Origin of the sequence: Mesorhizobium sp. M1E.F.Ca.ET.063.01.1.1 (assembly GCF_003998155.1) — a bacterium.
Classification (GTDB): Bacteria; Pseudomonadota; Alphaproteobacteria; order Rhizobiales; family Rhizobiaceae; genus Mesorhizobium.
On sequence record NZ_RZSC01000054.1, the window covers coordinates 1 to 17,566 of the forward strand.

At 64.0% G+C, this 17,566-nt stretch carries 19 protein-coding genes, 1 pseudogene and 1 riboswitch; of the genes and pseudogenes, 9 read left to right on the plus strand and 11 right to left on the minus strand.

Going from position 1 to position 17,566, the window contains the following annotated elements; genetic code table 11:
• Positions 1-159: 159 nt before the first annotated feature.
• The 4 genes from EOA29_RS07135 to EOA29_RS07155 form a co-directional block, all read right to left on the minus strand.
• The gene (locus EOA29_RS07135) at positions 160-1,095 is read right to left on the minus strand and encodes a glycosyltransferase family A protein (protein ID WP_126091680.1); all 936 of its coding nucleotides are present in this window, start codon (positions 1,093-1,095) and stop codon (positions 160-162) included.
• 199 nt (positions 1,096-1,294) lie between these two features.
• Positions 1,295-2,287 carry a glycosyltransferase family 2 protein gene (locus EOA29_RS07140; RefSeq protein WP_126091681.1) on the minus strand — a complete coding sequence of 331 codons (993 nt, stop codon included), beginning with the start codon at positions 2,285-2,287 and terminating at the stop codon, positions 1,295-1,297.
• Between the two features lie 67 nt (positions 2,288-2,354).
• Positions 2,355-2,969 carry a methionine biosynthesis protein MetW gene (gene metW / locus EOA29_RS07145; RefSeq protein ID WP_126091682.1) on the minus strand — a complete coding sequence of 205 codons (615 nt, stop codon included), beginning with the start codon at positions 2,967-2,969 and terminating at the stop codon, positions 2,355-2,357.
• A gap of 91 nt (positions 2,970-3,060) precedes the next feature.
• Positions 3,061-4,230 (minus strand): homoserine O-acetyltransferase, encoded by a 1,170-nt coding sequence (locus tag EOA29_RS07155; RefSeq protein WP_126091683.1) that lies wholly within the window; start codon positions 4,228-4,230, stop codon positions 3,061-3,063.
• A 92-nt stretch (positions 4,231-4,322) separates the two neighbouring features.
• Positions 4,323-4,400: riboswitch (SAM riboswitch) on the minus strand.
• 155 nt (positions 4,401-4,555) lie between these two features.
• Here EOA29_RS07155 and EOA29_RS07160 point away from each other — a divergent pair.
• The 4 genes from EOA29_RS07160 to EOA29_RS07175 all read left to right on the plus strand — a co-directional run bounded on the left by EOA29_RS07160 (position 4,556) and on the right by EOA29_RS07175 (position 7,485).
• Complete coding sequence (locus EOA29_RS07160; RefSeq protein ID WP_126091684.1) at positions 4,556-4,810, plus strand: hypothetical protein; 255 nt, start codon at positions 4,556-4,558, stop codon at positions 4,808-4,810.
• A complete protein-coding gene (locus EOA29_RS07165; protein ID WP_126091685.1) occupies positions 4,807-5,238 on the plus strand; it encodes a hypothetical protein in 432 nt (143 codons plus the stop codon). The genes EOA29_RS07160 and EOA29_RS07165 overlap by 4 nt, the downstream gene beginning before the upstream one ends.
• Positions 5,239-5,436: 198 nt before the next feature.
• Positions 5,437-6,540 (plus strand): histidinol-phosphate transaminase, encoded by a 1,104-nt coding sequence (hisC, locus tag EOA29_RS07170; RefSeq protein ID WP_126091686.1) that lies wholly within the window; start codon positions 5,437-5,439, stop codon positions 6,538-6,540.
• 6 nt (positions 6,541-6,546) lie between these two features.
• The gene (locus EOA29_RS07175; protein WP_189350515.1) at positions 6,547-7,485 is read left to right on the plus strand and encodes a prephenate/arogenate dehydrogenase family protein; all 939 of its coding nucleotides are present in this window, start codon (positions 6,547-6,549) and stop codon (positions 7,483-7,485) included.
• A gap of 3 nt (positions 7,486-7,488) precedes the next feature.
• Here the strand turns inward: EOA29_RS07175 and EOA29_RS07180 are convergent, their stop codons facing one another.
• Together EOA29_RS07180 and EOA29_RS07185 are read right to left on the minus strand one after the other, a co-directional pair.
• On the minus strand, positions 7,489-8,436 hold the full coding sequence (locus EOA29_RS07180; RefSeq protein WP_126091688.1) for a sugar kinase: 948 nt from the start codon (positions 8,434-8,436) through the stop codon (positions 7,489-7,491).
• Between the two features lie 8 nt (positions 8,437-8,444).
• The gene (locus tag EOA29_RS07185; RefSeq protein WP_126091689.1) at positions 8,445-9,443 is read right to left on the minus strand and encodes a DUF2125 domain-containing protein; all 999 of its coding nucleotides are present in this window, start codon (positions 9,441-9,443) and stop codon (positions 8,445-8,447) included.
• Between the two features lie 122 nt (positions 9,444-9,565).
• On the opposite strand from EOA29_RS07185, the gene EOA29_RS07190 reads away from it, so the two are divergent.
• From EOA29_RS07190 to EOA29_RS07200, 3 genes are all read left to right on the plus strand, one after another.
• Positions 9,566-10,102: a gamma-glutamylcyclotransferase gene (locus tag EOA29_RS07190; RefSeq protein WP_126091690.1), complete on the plus strand. Its 537-nt coding sequence runs from the start codon at positions 9,566-9,568 to the stop codon at positions 10,100-10,102.
• Between the two features lie 122 nt (positions 10,103-10,224).
• Positions 10,225-11,172 carry an aldo/keto reductase gene (locus EOA29_RS07195; protein ID WP_126091691.1) on the plus strand — a complete coding sequence of 316 codons (948 nt, stop codon included), beginning with the start codon at positions 10,225-10,227 and terminating at the stop codon, positions 11,170-11,172.
• Between the two features lie 329 nt (positions 11,173-11,501).
• Complete coding sequence (locus EOA29_RS07200) at positions 11,502-12,122, plus strand: LysE family translocator (RefSeq protein ID WP_126091692.1); 621 nt, start codon at positions 11,502-11,504, stop codon at positions 12,120-12,122.
• 3 nt (positions 12,123-12,125) lie between these two features.
• Here EOA29_RS07200 and EOA29_RS07205 read toward each other — a convergent pair whose 3' ends face one another.
• Positions 12,126-12,926, minus strand: a complete 801-nt coding sequence (locus tag EOA29_RS07205; RefSeq protein WP_126091693.1) for a 1-acyl-sn-glycerol-3-phosphate acyltransferase — start codon at positions 12,924-12,926, stop codon at positions 12,126-12,128.
• An 80-nt stretch (positions 12,927-13,006) separates the two neighbouring features.
• Positions 13,007-13,909 carry a LysR family transcriptional regulator gene (locus tag EOA29_RS07210; protein ID WP_127220648.1) on the minus strand — a complete coding sequence of 301 codons (903 nt, stop codon included), beginning with the start codon at positions 13,907-13,909 and terminating at the stop codon, positions 13,007-13,009.
• A 101-nt stretch (positions 13,910-14,010) separates the two neighbouring features.
• Between EOA29_RS07210 and EOA29_RS07215 the strand changes: the two genes are divergently transcribed.
• Positions 14,011-14,628, plus strand: coding sequence for a pyridoxamine 5'-phosphate oxidase family protein (locus tag EOA29_RS07215; protein ID WP_126091695.1), 618 nt, complete (start codon positions 14,011-14,013; stop codon positions 14,626-14,628).
• Here EOA29_RS07215 and EOA29_RS07220 read toward each other — a convergent pair.
• The 3 genes from EOA29_RS07220 to ftsE form a co-directional block, all read right to left on the minus strand.
• The gene (locus EOA29_RS07220) at positions 14,618-15,331 is read right to left on the minus strand and encodes a YdcF family protein (protein ID WP_245468432.1); all 714 of its coding nucleotides are present in this window, start codon (positions 15,329-15,331) and stop codon (positions 14,618-14,620) included. The genes EOA29_RS07215 and EOA29_RS07220 overlap by 11 nt on opposite strands.
• Positions 15,332-15,529: 198 nt before the next feature.
• A complete protein-coding gene (locus EOA29_RS07225; protein WP_126095729.1) occupies positions 15,530-16,519 on the minus strand; it encodes an ABC transporter permease in 990 nt (329 codons plus the stop codon).
• Positions 16,512-17,171, minus strand: a complete 660-nt coding sequence (ftsE, locus tag EOA29_RS07230) for a cell division ATP-binding protein FtsE (protein ID WP_126091697.1) — start codon at positions 17,169-17,171, stop codon at positions 16,512-16,514. Before ftsE ends, EOA29_RS07225 begins: the two co-directional genes overlap by 8 nt.
• Before the next feature lie 180 nt (positions 17,172-17,351).
• Here ftsE and EOA29_RS07235 point away from each other — a divergent pair.
• Positions 17,352-17,566 (plus strand): annotated as a pseudogene (locus EOA29_RS07235) (hypothetical protein); the annotation flags it as partial.

The window sequence follows — 17,566 nt, forward strand, 5'->3', positions numbered from 1 at the left end:
AGCTGATCCAGGAGGTGAGCGGCATCGGTGATGCCAGAAGGATTCGCGTCGATGCGGAGGCGCCGACCGACTGCCTGCTTGGCGAGCGCCTGCGGCGACGGTTTTCCGATCCGTATTTCCCGGAACTGGACCGCTGAGGACCTCTTTTAAGCCAGGCGCTCAGGCCGCTCGGGCGCCATATTTGGCGCGGAACTCGTCATAGCAATCGCGGCGCCAGCGCCGGCCGACGACATAGCCACGTACCAGTTCGGTCGGCGAGTAGCCGAGCGCCTTGGACGACCGGTTGGCGAGATAGCCGGAAAAGGCCTGTGGCAGCCTGCCTTTGAGGATGTCGGCGATGATCTGCCGCGCGATCATATAGGGCGGCACGTCGGGATAGCGGTCGGCGATGTAAGGGTGTTTGCCGATCAGGTTGGCATAAGCCTCGACATAACCGTCGCGGCGGCCGGAAATCGAATTTTCCGAATTGTACTTCTTCCAGTCGATATCCTCCGACAGCAAGGCGCCGCCGCGGTTGGCAAAACGCAGCAGCAGCTCGCGGTCCTGCATGCGCGTGATGTCGCTGTCAAAACCGCCGATCGCAAGCAGCGAGTCGTGCCGGGCGGTGATCGCCGAGCCGGCAATGAAGATCGTCTGCGAGACCAGGGCGCGCTGCAGCGTGCTTTTGTCGAGCAAGGCCTGGCGATTGATGCATTTGGTGCTGCGGTTGCCCTTCACCGAGATGAAGGAACTGATCAGCACTTCGAGCGAAGGGTTCCTGTCGAAGTGCGGCAGCGTCCGGTCAAGGCGATCCGGCAGGTAGACATCGTCCGAATCGAGGAAGGTGACGATCGGCGCCCGCGCGCGCTCGATGCCCGCGTTGCGCGCCGCATTGGCGCCTCGCCATTTCGCGCCGACGTAGACCAGTCTGGGATCGCGAATTTCGGCCAGGGCCTGGGCAGTCCCGTCGGTCGAGCCGTCATCGACGACAATGTGCTCGAAGCGGGTAAATGTCTGGGCAAGAACGCTTTCCACGGCACGCACGACCTGGCTGCGCCGGTTATGGGTCGGCGTGATCACGGTGATCAGCGGGGCTGTGTCGGAAGCGGTCGGCATCTAACTTTCGTCACGGGGCGGATAAACGATATCCAGATGGATCTTGTACCTACCTCTCCCTGTCCGCCCCCGGATGGATTCGCGAAATGTTACAGAAAAGAGTGATCTATGTCATCTGAAGCGTCGCTTCGGCCCAAGGTCAGAGCGAATTTCCCCAAAGTCAGGCAGTTTGAATGCAACACTTGCAGGCGATTTATTCTCAACTGTGCCCGACGAAGTCAGGCACGGTTTCGATCTCGTCGCGAACGAGGCGGGCTGCCAGGCTGAATTGGCCGAAAAATGCCAAGGTATAAAAGGCCAGCCCTACCGCCAGCGAAAACGGAATCTGCCAAGGCGGCATGCCCGTCTGCGACGCATGACTTATCACGCGTCGTGTCGTGCGCCACGACATGGTCCCCCATCGGCTGAACGACTTCGCGATCCGCTGGCTGCGGTTGGGGGCATGAAGCGCGACGAATTTCCGGTCGGCGTCCCTGCCGGTCACCAGCGCGCGCCAACAAAAGAACCGCCAGCCCCGCGGCGAGTAGTGATAGGCGCGCGCATCGACATTGACGATTCTATGACCCTCGCGCCAAAGCTGATGCATCAGCAGCGTGCAGGACACCTTGAAGCCGTTGTGTGCCGGGAACGGATGGCTGGCAATCCAGTCGCGTCGAAAGGCAACGTTGTTGGCATTGATCGCACGTTTCGAAGCAAACCTTTCGTCCCCCTGGGCCATCGGGAAGAACCAGATCAAGGCGAAGGTCCGCGAAAAGAAATCGTCGTACGAAAGGTAGGTATGGCCGTTCACGCAGATGGGTTCGGCATCGTGAAAGGGCGCCAGCAGGGCTGAGAGCCAACCCTGCTGGGGAACCGTGTCGGAATCCATGAAGACGACGATTTTTCCTTCAGCCAAACGCACGCCATGGTTCTTGAGTTCGTAGTACCGGCCGCTGGGGCAGGCCGTGAAGGTCACTTCGGCTACCTGTGTCAGCTGCGGCGCTTCTGCCTCGATGCGGCTTTGCAACGATGAGGTGTCCGCATTTTGTCCGGCATGAGAGATAACGACTTTCGGTCTGGCGAAGCCGGTTGAGGAGACCACAGCGATCTCGCGCGCCAAGGCGGTCAGCCCGACGCCCATCTCGTCCCAGTCTATGAACTGGGCATTTTCCATCTCTACGACAATTGAATAGGTTGGACGTTTGTCGACCATCGTTGCGCAATCAGTTTGCCTGAGCCATATCGCTATAAGGCTCTGGGCCCCGCCGTCAACGATGAGCCTATCGCCTCAACAAAAACACCGCTTGCTGGCCGAAGAAGTTCCAGAACCACCAGGGCATCGACAGACCGATCTTCTGGCCGTTGGCGTCGAGCGCGGTCGCCTTCTCGACGGTAGCGCCAAGCTCCTCGCACAGATTGACGAAGTCGCGGATGGTGCAGAAGTGGATGTTCGGCGTGTCGTACCAGGAATAGGGCAGGTCCTTGGTGACCGGCATCCGGCCCTTGATCAGCAGCGAGAAGCGCACCCGCCAGTGGCCGAAATTGGGGAAGGAGACGATGGCGCGGTTGCCGATCCGGAGCAGCTCGTCGAGCACCAGCTTTGGATTGCGGGTCGCCTGCAGGGTCTGCGACAGCACGACGAAATCGAAGCCCTTGTCGGGGTAGAATCCGAGATCCTTGTCGGCATCGCCCTGGATGACGCTGAGGCCGCGCGCCACGCATTCATTGACGCCGCGCTGCGACAGTTCCATGCCGCGGCCGTCGACCTGCTTGGTCTCCTGCAACAGCTCCAGAAGCACGCCGTCGCCCGAGCCGACATCGAGGACGCGCGAATTCGGCGGAATGAGATTGCTGACGACGTCGAGATCGACGCGCTGGGCGCGGTTGACGCTCATGGGCACACTTCCGATCTTTGTTTTGATGCATGTCGCTCTCCCAAAACCGCTGCGCACTTTTGGGTGAGATGCATCAGGGATCGCGAGCCGCTCACAGGCTGAGCCCCCTGGCGCGGGCTGCGGAGGCAATGAAGCCGTGGATGGCCGCGAACAGTTCCGGCTCGTCGAGCAGGAAGGCGTCGTGGCCGCGATCGGTCTCGATCTCGACGAAGGAGACGGAGGCGCCGGCAGCATTGAGCGCATGGACGACCGAGCGGCTCTCTCCCGTCGGGAACAGCCAGTCGCTTGTGAAGGACACAAGACAAAAGCGTGTCTTGGTGCCGCCGAAGGCATCGGCCAGGCGCCCGCCATGGTCGGCGGCGAGGTCGAAATAGTCCATCGCGCGGGTCAGATAGAGATAGGAGTTGGCGTCGAAACGATCGACGAAGGTCATGCCCTGATGGCGCAGATAGCTTTCGATCTGGAAATCGGCGTCGAAACCGAAGGTCAGCGCCTCGCGGTCCTGCAGGTTGCGGCCGAATTTGCGATGCAGCGCTGCTTCCGAGAGGTAAGTGATATGCGCCGCCATGCGCGCCACGGCGAGCCCCTTTTCCGGGCGCCTGCCGAAATCGAGATATTTGCCGCCGTGCCAGTCCGGATCGGCCATGACCGCCTGCCGCCCGACCTCGTGGAAGGCGATGTTCTGCGAGGAATGGCGGGCGCCGGTGGCGATCGGCAGCGCCGAGAACACGCGCTCCGAATGGCTGGCGGCCCATTCCAGCACCTGCATGCCGCCCATCGAGCCGCCAAGCACGCAAAACAGCTTCTCGATGCCGAAATGGTCGACCAGCATGAGCTGCGCGCGCACCATGTCGCGGATGGTGATGATCGGCAGGTCGAGGCCATAAGGCCTGCCTGTCGCCGGATCGGTCGAGGCGGGGCCGGTGGAGCCGAGGCAGCCGCCGATGACGTTGGAGCAGATGACGAAAAAACGGTTGGTGTCGATGATCTTGCCGGGACCGATCAGCACCTCCCACCAGCCCGGCTTGCCGGTCACCGGATTGGTGTTGGCGACATGCTGGTCGCCGGTCAGCGCGTGGCAGACGAGGATGGCGTTGGAACGGGCGTCGTTGAGCGTGCCGTAGGTCTGGTAAGCGATCTGGAAGGGCGACAGCACCGTGCCCGCATCGAGCTTCAGCGGCTTGTCGGGGCCGAGCTGCAAAACCGGGCTCGACGGATGGTCGGCCTCGTTGTTGGTCCTTGCAGCGCGCTGAGCGGCCATCCCATTCCCCATCCAGTCCGCATCGACTTCACAGATGCGGTGTCCGGCCGGCAGCGGACAACAAAAAACCGGCTTGCCTTCGCAAAGCCGGTTACAGGTTGCAAACGGCCCTTTAGCGAATTGTTTAACGTGGCTGCAAGCCGACCGGCCAAATCACCACGGAAGTTCATTGCTCTTCTACGTCTGCGGAATACGAACGTCAACGGCAGCGGTATGGCGCGCCAATCTTGCGTAATTTGCGCAGATTACATATAATAGGTTAGCGGCTATCTGCACGATCTATTTCGGTCGCTTGACCGCTCTCTGGCATCAGATGGAGGCAGACATGCCACGCAACACCGCAGTTCCAGCGAGCGATTTCGCCCGAAATTTCGCGAAGTATCAGGACGAAGCCATCGCCAAGAAGGTCATCAATGTGACCAGTCATGGCCGGATTGTCGGGGCGTATCTCTCTGCCGCCGAATTCGAGCACTACGAATTGCTGAAGCGCCGCGAGCGCGAAATCCTGATCGTGGGCGAGTTGGATGAGGACACGATCGCCTCCATCGAGACTGCCGAATATGGCGTGGAGCCGAAGTGACGCTGCCGGTTCCAAGGCCGGGTCTCGTCATTCGCTATAGTTTTCTTTGGAGCACTGAACACGACCGTGGCGATGTCGAAGGTGCTAAGGATCGCCCTTGCGCGATCGTTGTCGCCACGCCCCGTGAGGCGGATGGTCACATCCGCACGATAGTGGCACCGATTACGCATCGCCCGCCATCCGATAGTTCCGCATCGATCGAGATTCCGCCGGCGGTATGTCGGACCCTTGGCCTCGACGGCGGCCGGCATTGGCTGCGCCTTGATGAATTGAACCGTTTCCTTTGGCCCGGCTATGATGTTCGACAGCGTTCCGATGGCAGCTATGCCTATGGAATGCTACCGCCGGCTTTGTTCGACCAACTGCGCCGTGGAATCCTGCAACTCCAGCAGGCGCGCAAAGCCCGGGTTGTCAGCCGCGACGATTGACGCCGGTACTTGGCTAAAAGCGCATCGCGCTGAAACGGATACACGCGCTACGCTTTAAGCCTTTGTTTTTGATGCATGTCGTTGTCTCAGAACCGCTGCACACTTTTGGGCGACATGCGGCAGACCTCTCGACATTGCCAGTCACGGCCTGTATTCCCGCTGCGGCCCAGAATAAGGCCTTCTCGACGGATTTGTGACATGAAGCAGGATCAGCCACGTCCGACGCCCCGCGCGGGTATCATGGACATCGAGGCCTATGTGCCGGGAAAGAGCACCGCGCCCGCCGGCGTGACGAAGGTCTACAAGCTGTCGTCCAACGAGAATCCGCTCGGGCCCTCGCCGAAGGCGATCGAGGCCGCGCGCGAGGTGGCGGCGAAGCTCGACGTCTATCCCGACGGCTCCGCCCGCCGGCTGCGCGAGGCGATCGCCGAGGTGCATGGCCTCAACCCGGCAAACATCATTTGCTCGAACGGCTCCGACGAGATCCTGGGCCTCCTGGCGCAGACATATCTGGCGCCCGGAGACGAAGCCGTGTTCACCGAACATGCCTTCATGGTCTACAAGATCTACATCCAGGCGGCGGGCGCCAAGCCGGTGGCGGTCAAGGAAACCGACGAGCGCGCCGACGTCAACGCGATCCTGGCCGCCGTCACGCCGCGTACGAAAATCGTATTCCTTGCCAACCCCAACAATCCGACCGGCACCTATGTGCCGTTCCAGGAGGTGCGCCGGCTGCACGCGGCGCTGCCGAAGAACGTGCTTCTGGTGCTCGACGCGGCCTATGCCGAATATGTGCGGCGCAACGACTACGAAGCCGGCATCGAGCTGGCGGGCAGTTCCGAGAACGTCGTCATGACCCGCACCTTCTCCAAGCTCGGCCTCGGCGGCGCGCGCATCGGCTGGATGTATGGGCCGGCGCATATCGTCGACGCGATCAATCGGGTGCGCGGTCCCTTCAACGTCAACGCGACCGCGATCGAGGCGGGGATCGCGGCGATCCGTGACCGCGCCCATGTCGAGCGCAGCGTGGCACACAACGAGAAATGGCTGGCCTGGGTCAGCGAACAGGTGACCCTGCTCGGGCTGCGCGTGACGCCCAGCGTCGGCAATTTCGTGCTGATCCATTTTCCCGACGACAAGAGGCATTCGGCGGCGGCCGCGGACGACTATCTGAGCGCGCGCGGCTATATCCTGCGCCGCGTCACCGGCTACGGCTTTCCCAACGCGCTGCGCATGAGCATCGGCACCGAAGAGGCCAACCGCGGCGTCGTCGAAGCGCTGACGACTTTCCTGAAAAGCTAGAGCACCATGACATCACCGATGTTCGAAAGAATAGCGCTGGTCGGCATCGGCCTGATCGGCTCGTCGCTCGCCCGCGTCATCCGGCGCGAGGGCCTGGGGCGCCATATCGCCATCGCGACGCGCAGCAAGTCGACCCTCAAGCGAGCCGAGGAACTCGGTCTCGGCGATTCCTACACGACCGAGGCCAAGGAAGCGGCGCGCGACGCCGATCTCGTCATCGTCTCGGTGCCGGTCGGATCGTCCGGCGCGGTCGCCGCCGAGATCGCGCCGGCACTGAAGAAGGGCGCGATCCTCACCGACGTCGGCTCGACCAAGGCCTCGGTGATCGCGCAGATCGAGCCGCATGTGCCGGAGGGCGTGCATTTCATCCCCGGCCATCCGCTGGCCGGCACGGAAAAATCGGGGCCGGATGCCGGCTTCGCCGATCTTTTCGACAACCGCTGGTGCATCTTCACGCCGCTGCCGGGCACCGACCCGGAGGCGCTGGAGAAGCTGTCGGAGTTCTGGCGGCGCTGCGGCTCCAACATCGACACGATGGACCCGCAGCATCACGACATGACCTTGGCCATCGTCTCGCATCTGCCGCACATCATCGCCTACAACATCGTCGGCACCGCCGACGACCTGGAATCGGTGACCAAGACGGAAGTCATCAAATATTCCGCTTCCGGCTTCCGCGACTTCACCCGTCTGGCGGCCTCCGACCCGACCATGTGGCGCGACGTGTGCCTGCACAACAAGGACGCGATCCTGGAGATGCTGGCGCGCTTCTCGGAGGATCTGGCCTCGCTGCAGCGGGCGATCCGCTGGGGCGACGGCGAAAAACTGTTCGACCTCTTCACCCGCACGCGCGCCATCCGCCGCTCGATCATCGAGGCCGGCCAGGACATCGACGTGCCGGATTTCGGACGCCAGGCGGTCGAGCACCCCGACATCAAAACCTGAATCTCAGCAGCCTTCACGGCTCTGTTGCGCTGGCGGCCGGTGGGCCGCCATCATCGCCAGCGTTTCGGCCCGGTCAGGGGCGCCGAGCCGGCCGCCGAAACGCAGGCATTTGAGCGCGGCGGCGGCGCTGGCAAAGCGCAGCGCCTTTTCGGGCGGCATCGCTTCGGCAAGGCCGACGGCAAAAGCACCGTGGAAGACGTCGCCGGCGGCCAGCGTGTCGACAGCCTTGACCTTCGGCGCCTCGACATGTCGGACGCGGCCGCTTTCCCGGTCATGCCACCAGGTTCCGGCAGCGCCTCCGGTCACCGCGACAAAGGCGTCGGTGCGCGAAGCAAGATCGGCGCAGGCGCTTTCCGGGTCGAGCGCGTGGCCGCAGACGATGCGCGCCGCAGGTTCCGAGGCGACGATATGCGAGGCTAAAGGTAAGAGCCGCTCCAGCACCTCGACCGGTGCTGTATCGGCGTCGAGGATCGCCGGACAACCCGCGTCCCGGGCTGCCGTCAAGGCAAGTGCGGCGGCGCCCGGCCAGCGCACATCCACCAGCACGGCGTCGAAGGCGGAAAGATCGGCAAGCGGCAGCGTGTTTGGGTCGGCCTGAGCTTGTCCGTCGTAGAACGGCACGATCATGCGCTCGCCATGGGCATCGACCAGGATCGCGGCCAGCGCCGAGCGCGCGCCGGCGACGCGGCGGACCAGGCTACAGTCGACGCCTTCCGCCTCGATCTCGGCAATCAACCGGTCGCCGACTGCATCGTCTCCCGCGCTCGCCCAAAGCGACACGTGGGCGCCGAGGCGATGCGCGGCGCAGGCGGCGCTCGTCGCCATGCCGGAGGCGATCTGGACGCCGTCGCTGGCGATGAACTTGCCCTGATGCGTGGGAAGCTGGTCGACGCGCAGGATCGTGTCGAGGGTGAATGCGCCGACGCTGAGCAGTTTGACCGGGCCCGCCATTGCAGTCCTTAATCGACCGGCTTGATCTTGCCGAGCGGGATGAAGCCGAGCGAAGCCTTGCCCTTGACGACCTTGAGCGGCATGGACGGCTCGCTGCCGAGCATGGCAATGCCGGCAAAGCCCTGCTCGATCTCGCTTTTATGCTCGGGAATGGCGCCGGCAAGGATGGCCGCCACCGCCTTGGGGTCCTTGAGCTTGATCGTGAGATTAGCGTCGATCAGGCCTTCGGCGTCGACAGAGATTGGCCCGGACACCGTCAGGCGCGCCGTCCCCGACGACAGGTCGAGCTTGGCGATGTCGACCGACTGGCCGCGCAGGCTTTTCGGCGGCGCCGCGATCAGCGCGACGCCATTCTTCACTGTCGCCTCGCCGCCGCCGTCAAGCGCCGGCAGCGCTCGCCCGCCGATCGCGTCGGCGTCGATCTCGAGATCGGCGAAACTGCCGGTATAGGTCACATCCTGGCCCTTGGGTTCCAACTGCCCGGCGGCCCTTGCCGCATAGAACAGCTCGGCCGGATCGGAATCATCTGCCGGGTCGGTCTGGCCCGACAATCCTTCGGCCTGCAGCGAAACGCGTCGGGGCAGGGGCCAGGACAGCCTGACCGTCGCGTGCAGCTTGTCCCAGTCGATCCAAAGCGGCGGCATGCCTGGCGCCAAGGTTCTGAGTGGTCCCCTGACATCGGCCGCCGGCGACAATGGCTGCGTGATCTGGGCGACGGCATTGAAGTTGCCGGTGGAGGCGGCGATGTTCTTGGCGTCATCCTGATAGGCCAGGCTGTCGCAGGAGACAGTGAAGCTCAGCGGATAACCGCTGACGGCAAGGTTGGCGCAGCCGGCGGCGATGCCTTTGGCCTCGAGTTTAGCCGATGCCTGGTCGGCCTCGGTCTTGACCCGGCCGGCGAGGTAGAACCAGCCGGCGCTGTAGAGCGCGAACAGCACCAGGATGAACGCGGCAAGCCAGAACAGCCGGCGGCGAGGTTTGCGCGATCGCTCGTCACTTGACGTCATGCTGCGGCTCTCGTTACCCCTCGTGCAGCGAGCGGGCTGTTAATTCCACGCACAACAGCGGGGACAGAAGAAGCACCTTACTGGTGCGATGTCGTCACTCGAGTGCGATCAGGCTTGGCGATATGGGCGATTTTTGGGTTTTTGGCTATGGGTCGCTGATCTGGCGGCCGGGATTCGCACATGTCGAGACGCGGCGCGCCCGTCTTTACGGCTATCGCCGGTCGCTTTGCGTCTATTCCTTCGTGCATCGCGGCACGCGTGAAAGACCGGGCCTGGTGCTGGGCCTCGACCGAGGCGGCTCCTGCATCGGCCTCGCCTTTCGCGTGCCCGGCGACTTGCGGAACGAAGTGCTTTCCTATCTGCGCGAACGCGAGCTGGTGACCAACGTCTATCTCGAACGCATGCTCGATGTCCGGCTCGATGGGAACGCGGCGGGAGGAGGCCGAACGGTCGAGGCGGTCGCCTACATCGTCGATCGCGCGCATGAGCAATATGCCGGCGGCCTCGACGCCAGCCATGCCGCGGCAGTCGTGCGCGGCGCCGTCGGTCAATCGGGCAGGAACGAAGACTATGTCTTGAGCACGCTCGAACACCTGGAGGCGCTTGGCATTCGCGACCACTGGCTGGAGCAGGTGGGGCGGCGGGTAGCGCCTTCGTGACGGCCTGGCCCGATCAAAAAGCAAAACCATGCCTTTGACCTCGGCAGGGCACGACCTAGCTTATCGGCAATCCATTCCCCCCTTGGGCGTTCCGGCCCATCCCAGCATCACGGAGATCAATCTTGCAGAAACGCCGTCTCGGTCACACCGACCTTTCCATCGCGCCGCTGGTTCTGGGGGGCAACGTGTTCGGCTGGACCGCCGACGAGAAGACGTCCTTCGACCTCCTCGACCGCTTTGCCGAGGCCGGCTTCAATGCCGTCGACACCGCCGACGCCTATTCGCGCTGGGCTCCGGGCAACAAGGGCGGCGAATCCGAAACCATCATCGGCAACTGGATGAAGAGCCGCGGCAACCGCGACAGAATAGTCGTCATCACCAAGGTCGGTTCCGACATGGGGCAGGGCAGGCGGGATTTGTCCGCGGCCTATATCGAGAAGGCGGTCGATCAATCGCTGAAGCGGCTGCAGACCGATGTCATCGACCTCTATTTGTCGCATTGGCCGGACCCGGCCACGCCTTACGAGGAAACGCTCGGCGCCTATCAGCGCCTGCTCGAAAAGGGCAAGATCCGCTATCCGGGCTGCTCCAACCTCGATGCCGGGCAATTGCGCGCGGCGCTCGACGTCGCCAGCTTGCGGGGCCTGCCTCGTTATGAGGTGCTGCAGCCCGAATACAATTTGTACGACCGCTCCTCGCTGGACGGCGCGCTGCTCGACCTCTGCAAGGCGGAGGGCCTGGGCGTCATCACCTATTTCAGCCTCGCCAAGGGGTTCCTGAGCGGCAAATACCGCGGCAAGGCCGATCTCGGCCAGAGCGAGCGCGGCGAAGACGTGGCCGAATATCTCAACGAGCGCGGCATGCGCATCCTCTCCGCGCTCGATGCCGCGGCCGGGCGCCACTCGGCCAAGCAGGCGGAAGTGGCGCTTGCCTGGATCATGGCGCGCCCAGGCATCACCGCGCCGATCGCCAGCGCCACGACATCCGCCCAGATGGACAGCCTGATCCGCGCCGCGTCGCTCAAGCTTTCCGCCGATGACATCGCCGCGCTCGACCGGGCCAGCGCCTAAGGCGTGCTGATATTCAGGTGATGCCGGCCTGCAAATGCCGGCTTCCTGCGCTTCCGGCCTTCGCCGGCCGAAGCACTCGTGAGTGGTGTGGCAGTTAAGGCTACGGCCGGCGTAGGCCGGTGCTCACGTACTTCAAGTACGCTCCGCTCCGGTTCTCGGAACCCGCCCAGTTTGGTCGCTTCGCGCCCGTCTTCGACTCCGGCTCGGCCTGACCTGAATCTCAACACGCCTTAACCCTTAGGACCGTAAGGCGACGCACGATCATCCAAGACCTTGCGGGGAACCCCGCGATAATTCCTGCCGTATCGCGGCAGGAATTGGGGTTCGGCATGGCCGGAGTAAATCTGTCTGGAGCGCAGCCCTGGCAGCAATTGCTGGCTCTGGTGGTTGCGGCCGCCGTCGTCATGGGCAGTCCCGGTCCGGCGACGATCAGCGTCACCGCCATTGGGGCCGCCTTCGGGCTGCGGCGCTCGCTGCGCTACACCTCGGGCGTGGTTCTTGGTACGGTCGCCGTGCTTCTCATGGTGGCTGTCGGCCTGGTCGGCGTGCTCGCCTCGATGCCGGGGCTGACGCCTTTGCTGACAGCCGCTTCGGCCGCCTACATCCTCTACCTTGCCTTCAGGATCGCGACGGCGCCGCCGCTTGCCGAAGGAGGAAACAAGGCGGCGCGTCCCACCTTCGCTGGCGGCTTCATGCTCGCCGTCGCCAACCCGAAAGCCTATGTGGCGATCGGCGCCGTGTTCGCCGGCGCTTCGGCGCAAGGCGATGTGCTCGGCCTGCCGGCCAGGCTGCTGGTACTGGCAGCGATGATCGTCGCCATCCATGTCGTGTGGCTTCTCGCCGGAACGGTTTTCGCGCGGCTGCTGCGCAATCCGCTGGCGTCGCGGGCTATCAACCTGGTTTTCGCGGCGACGCTGGTGCTGACCACCGCCTTGGCGGCGATGCCGTGAGGGTCAGGCTTTCGTCGTTGCCGCGGTGCCAAGTTCCGCCAGCCGCTTCACCGCCGTCGGCGGCAGAGGCGGCGGGTTCGGCGCGCGCGAGGCTTCGACCAGCAGCTCGTCGCAGGCGGCTTCCGTCTCGCCGATCAGCCGCTGCATGAATTCCTCCTTGTCGAGCCCGGGCGGGATCGGCGGCAGGAAGCGGGCCTTGATGGTGCCGGGGAAACGCAGGAATTTGCGGCGCGGCCAGTAGAGGCCGGCGACATGGGCGACCGGCACCACCGGGACGCCGAGCTGGGTATAGAGCTCGACGATGCCGTATTTGTAGGAGGGCTCGGCGCCCGGCGGGCGGCGGGTGCCTTCGGGGTAGATGATGAGCTGGCGGGGATTGCGCGCCATCTCCGCCTTCGTGGCGGCAACGACCGCCTTCAGCGCCTTCGAGCGGTTGCCGCGGTCGACCGGGATCATGCGCATCTTCATGATGTACCAGCCGAAGAAGGGGATCCAGGTCAGCTCCCGCTTCAGGATGTACAACGCGTCGTCGAGATAAGGAAAAAAGGCGATCGCGTCCCAGAAGGACTGATGCTTCGGCGCCAGGATGAAAGACCCGTCGGGCAGGTTCTCGACGCCCGTGATTTCGCTCCTGGTGCCGGCGATCTTGTCGTAGAGCCACATCGACGTGCGCGACCAGAATTTCGGCACGAACCAGGCGCGGTGGCGCGGCGACAGGAAATAGAAGGGCGTCCAGAAGATCATCTGGACGACCAGGCTGAGATAGAAGGCGAGGTTGAACGCCAGCGAGCGGATGTAAAGCATGCGGGAAAGGGCCCGGTGTGGAAGTGTGCGTTGGTTACACCAAGCGCGGGCAAAAAGGAAACGGCGCGGCGGTCGCGTCTCTACAATGACCGCGCCAGCCGCTCCTTCAGGCGCGGCGCTGCGAAATCGAGGAAGGCGCGCAGCTTCACCGGCAGCAGGCCCTGGCCGGCATGCACGAGATTGACCGGCCATGGCGGCGGCTCGAACGACTCCAGCACCACACGAAGCGTGCCCGCGCGGACGGCGGCATCCGCCTGATAGGACAGCACCTTCGTCAGGCCGAGACCGGCGATCGCCGCGTCGATTGCCGCCTCGGCGGTGTTGACCCGCAGCCGTGAGCGGACCGGGACCGCGATTTCGCTTTTGCCGCTGACGAAACTCCATGTCGCGGGGGAGGCAAGCCCTTCGAAGGTTATGCAGTTGTGGCCCGCGAGATCGCGCGGTTCGATCGGCGTGCGGTTTCCGGCGAGATAGGCCGGACTGGCGCAGACGATGCGGCGGATCGAGCCGATGCGCTTTGCGACCATGGCTGAATCCGGCAGCTCGCCTATGCGCACGGCGAGGTCGACATGTTCCTCGACCAATTGGATGATCCGGTCGGACAGCGTCAGGCGGATGTCGACGTCGGGATAGGCGTCCAGAAAAGCAGTGACGACAGGCAGCACATGCAGGCGGCCGAAGACGACCGGCGCGGTGACGACCAGTTCGCCGGTCGGGTTCGTATATTCGCCGGCGGCGACGCGCTCGGCCTCGCTCACCTCGCCAAGGATGCGGCGACAAGCGGCCAGATAGGACTGGCCGGCGTCAGTCAAAGCGAGCCGGCGCGTCGAGCGGTTGAGCAGGCGCGTCTTGAGGTGCTTCTCCAGATCGGAAAGCCTGCGGCTGACGGTCGCCAGCGGCATGCCGGCGCGCCGCGCGGCGGCGGAAAGACTGCCGGCCTCCACTGTGGCGACGAACAGGGACATGGCGTCGAGGCGATCCATGATTCTTCCATAAAATGGAAAGATGGATTGCAAGTATGCCCTCTGCATCCGGATCGTGGAAGTAGCTAAATGCCATGCCAGTTCGTCCGAGGAGCGCCGCCATGAATGCCTTTACCAGCGATGTGGCCTTCACGCCCACCGTCAAGGCGATCCAGTCCCGCAAGGGGTCACGCGAGGCCTATGCGCGCGTCGAGGAGCGCGGCGGCTGGCGCGCTACAATCACGCCCGATCTCGCTGCCTTCATCGAGGCGCAGACCAGCGTGTTCCTGGCGACGGCCAATGGCGAGGGCCAGCCCTATATCCAGCACCGCGGCGGCCCTGCCGGCTTCCTCAAGGTGCTGGACGAGCACACGATCGGCTTTGCCGATTTTTCCGGCAACCGCCAGTTCATCACTCAGGGCAATTTGCAGGACAATGGCCAGGCCTTCCTGTTCCTGATCGACTACATGCTTCGGCAGCGCATCAAGATCTGGGGTAAGGCGCGCGTCGTCGAGGACGATGCGGCGCTGACGGCAAGGCTGATGCCGGCAGACTACAAAGCGCGACCGGAACAGGCGATCCTGTTCACGGTCAGCGCCTGGGATGCCAATTGCCCCCAGCATATTCCGCAGCGCTTCGAGGCGGCGGACGTGGCTGCGGCCCTTGCCGAACGCGACCGGCGCATTGCAAGCCTCGAGCAGGAAGTCGCGCGCCTGCGTGGAGGAGCAGCTACGGGATAACGTGGCTCGGCTGCTTTTCGTCCTTGGCCACCGAGGCTTCCGCGAGCGTGATGCCCTCGGCGCTTGGGCGCAGCGGAACGATGCCGCGCGCCAGCGCCAGCACATATTTGCTGTATTCGGTGAGCAGCACGCGCAACGCCTCCGGCTTGGTCAGCCAGCCGCCCTTGCCGAGATTGGTGTTGACCACCGGATAGGGTTCGAGCCTGGCGCCATGCAGCAGTCGGCCCATCTCGAGCAGGCTTCGCGGCATGTGATAATTGTTGGTGACGAGGATGACGCTGCCATAGGCGTGGCTTTCCACCCATTTGGCGCTTTCCTCGGCGTTGCCGACCGTGTCGAGCGCGGCTCGGTCGATGTCGACGCAGCAGGAGAACAACTGCTTGTCACCGCCCATCGCCGCCTGCAACTGACGGCGGCTGGCCGAGGGGTGGACGCCGCTGATCAAGAGCCGCTCGCCCTTGCCCGACGCTAAGAGATCCATCGCGGCGTCGAGCCGCGACTGGCCGCCGGTAAGCACGATGATGGCATCGGCCTTGGCCGGATTGGCCGGCGTCGTCATGTTGGAGACCTTGTCGGCAAACCACCCGAAGCCGCCGGCAAAAAGCGCCAACAGGGCAAGCACGAAGAAGCAGCAGATACGAAGCGCAAACCTGAGACGACCGGGCCTGGCGGGCACGGCGGCGCGCGCAAGCGCCGCTGGCATCCGTCCAGCCGTCCCGGTCGAGTCCCGCGCGTCCATCATCCCAGGTTAATCCTGAAACATCCTATGGTTAACCCTGAAATGCGGCCTTTGATAGATAAGGCGGCGCACATTGCGTTACGGCAGTTGCCCACTCTGTGATCGCTGTCCTGCCTGTGCTTTCAAACCGGCTTTCGTTTTGTCCTACCGGTCGGATCATGATCAGCCCGCCTCCGGCTGGCGGATGTCGATGTCGCTGAGATAGGTGACGACCGTGACATGCGAGGTCGCCGCCGTCAGCGCGCCGATCACCAGCACCATCAGGCCGACGCCGAGATAGCCGGTGGAGCCGATGGCGAAATTGCCGAACAGCGCGGTCGCCTGATCGGCCTCAGGCGTTGCCATGTTGCGCGACGACCACCAGGAAAAGACGATGAAGACGAGAATGGCGGCAGCGCCTCCGGCGGCGGCGCCCTTCATGCCGGTGACCAGGAAGTGCCAGCGGAATTCACGCGCGATGAAGCGGGCCTCGGCGCCGACGAAATGCAGCACTTCGATGATGTGCCCGTTGCCGGCCATAGCGCCGCGCGTGGCGAACACCACCGTCAGCACGGTCGCCGACAATATCAGCGCCAGAACGGCAAAGCCGATCGTTACCGTCGTATGTGCCATGGCGACCAAACGGTCGACCCAGGTGCGATGGTCGTCGAGCGCAGCGCTCGGCAGCTTGGGGGTGATCGCGGCGCGCATGGCGGCGAAGTCGGGCGGGCTGGCCTCGTCGATGGTGACGACGATGAGGCGCGGCACCGGCAGCTCATCGATGTTGAGGCCGGTGCCCAGCCACGGCTCCAAAAGGCGCGCCGTCGCATCGCGGTCGACGATCTTCGTGCCCTTCACACCAGGGAATTCGCCTGCGATCTGCGAGGCCTGCGCGAGGGCTGCCTCCATGTCGAGGCCTTCGACCGGCTTGATCTGGATCGTCGCCTCGCGCGAGATCTGGTTCTCCCACACCGAGGCGGTGTCGCGCACCAGCGTCACGGCGCCGAAGGTCAGGCAGGACAGGAAGGTCATGATGGCGATGACCAGCACCAGCGCCCGGCCGGCGATGTTCTGCGCCGGCACGATCGGCGCCATCTTGCGCTGGACGCGTCGCATAGTCGGCATCGTCTCGACGGCTTCCTCGTGCAGGTGATCGGCCGGAAGATCAGTCATAGACATCCAGCCTTCCGCCGGCGAGAATCATGCGTCGCGCATCGACCTGCTCCATCAGGCCAAGGTCGTGAGTGGCGATCACCACGGCCGTGCCCAGCCGGTTGAGCTCGATGAACAGCCTCAGCAGCCGGCGCGCCAGCGGCGGATCGACATTGCCGGTCGGCTCGTCAGCCAGCAGGATTTCCGGCTGCTCGATCAACGCCCGCGCGATCGCCGCGCGCTGCTTCTCGCCGCCGGACAAGACCGGCGGCAGCACATGCATGCGGTCGCCGAGGCCGACCCATTTCAGCAGTTCGGTCACGTCGGTGCGATAGCCTGCCTCCTCGCGCCCGCGCACGCGCAAAGGCAGCGCGACGTTCTCATAGGTCGTCATGTGGTCGAGCAGGCGGAAATCCTGAAACACCACGCCGATGCGGCGCCTAAGCAGCGGCAGTTCGCCGCGTGAGATGCGCGAGCGGTCCTTGCCGAAAATGGTGATCAGGCCGCGCGTCGGCTTCAGCGACATGAAGAGCAGGCGCAGCAAGGTCGTCTTGCCGGCGCCGGAGGGGCCGCTCAGGAACTGAAAGGAACGCTCCGGAATGTGCAGGGAAATGTCGCGGAGGATCTCCGGACCCATGCCATAGCGGAGGCCGACATTTTCAAAGCGGATCACGTTCGGCGACCTGAAACCTTGGGCGGCGTCCTGCCAGCCTGTTCTCTACAAAGACCATCGGCCGGCATGGTTAATCGCCGGTTAATTTCGGTTCGTTTTCGACGTTTCACGGCTGTTCCGGTGGGGAAGCGTTAACCATTTCCGTTTACCCAAAAGCTACCAAGACTCACAGGGGCCGTAATGGCTGAGAAACGAACCGCGCGCCCTGTTTCCGGCGAAATCATGACCGCTCGGGCGGCAAATGCGGCGCCGGAGCGCGTCATGCACGATACGCCGGCCGACATCGTCGATGCCGACTATGTGGTGCTGCCGCGTCTCGCTGTTCGTCCGGAACCGACTGTGGCGCCGTCGGCACCGCTACAAACCTCCTCGACGCCACCGATCGAAGGCATGGG

Coding starts and splice junctions, on each gene's coding strand:
- EOA29_RS07205 (WP_126091693.1), bottom strand. CDS start 12,926: ATGCTTTACATCCGCTCGCTGGCGTTCAACCTCGCCTTCTATCTCAGC.
- EOA29_RS07215 (WP_126091695.1), top strand. CDS start 14,011: ATGAATGCCTTTACCAGCGATGTGGCCTTCACGCCCACCGTCAAGGCG.
- EOA29_RS07210 (WP_127220648.1), bottom strand. CDS start 13,909: ATGGATCGCCTCGACGCCATGTCCCTGTTCGTCGCCACAGTGGAGGCC.
- EOA29_RS07135 (WP_126091680.1), bottom strand. CDS start 1,095: ATGCCGACCGCTTCCGACACAGCCCCGCTGATCACCGTGATCACGCCG.
- EOA29_RS07155 (WP_126091683.1), bottom strand. CDS start 4,230: ATGGCCGCTCAGCGCGCTGCAAGGACCAACAACGAGGCCGACCATCCG.
- EOA29_RS07160 (WP_126091684.1), top strand. CDS start 4,556: ATGCCACGCAACACCGCAGTTCCAGCGAGCGATTTCGCCCGAAATTTC.
- EOA29_RS07140 (WP_126091681.1), bottom strand. CDS start 2,287: ATGGTCGACAAACGTCCAACCTATTCAATTGTCGTAGAGATGGAAAAT.
- EOA29_RS07185 (WP_126091689.1), bottom strand. CDS start 9,443: ATGACGTCAAGTGACGAGCGATCGCGCAAACCTCGCCGCCGGCTGTTC.
- EOA29_RS07220 (WP_245468432.1), bottom strand. CDS start 15,331: ATGCCAGCGGCGCTTGCGCGCGCCGCCGTGCCCGCCAGGCCCGGTCGT.
- EOA29_RS07190 (WP_126091690.1), top strand. CDS start 9,566: ATGGGCGATTTTTGGGTTTTTGGCTATGGGTCGCTGATCTGGCGGCCG.
- EOA29_RS07200 (WP_126091692.1), top strand. CDS start 11,502: ATGGCCGGAGTAAATCTGTCTGGAGCGCAGCCCTGGCAGCAATTGCTG.
- EOA29_RS07180 (WP_126091688.1), bottom strand. CDS start 8,436: ATGGCGGGCCCGGTCAAACTGCTCAGCGTCGGCGCATTCACCCTCGAC.
- metW (WP_126091682.1), bottom strand. CDS start 2,969: ATGAGCGTCAACCGCGCCCAGCGCGTCGATCTCGACGTCGTCAGCAAT.
- EOA29_RS07175 (WP_189350515.1), top strand. CDS start 6,547: ATGACATCACCGATGTTCGAAAGAATAGCGCTGGTCGGCATCGGCCTG.
- EOA29_RS07225 (WP_126095729.1), bottom strand. CDS start 16,519: ATGACTGATCTTCCGGCCGATCACCTGCACGAGGAAGCCGTCGAGACG.
- hisC (WP_126091686.1), top strand. CDS start 5,437: ATGAAGCAGGATCAGCCACGTCCGACGCCCCGCGCGGGTATCATGGAC.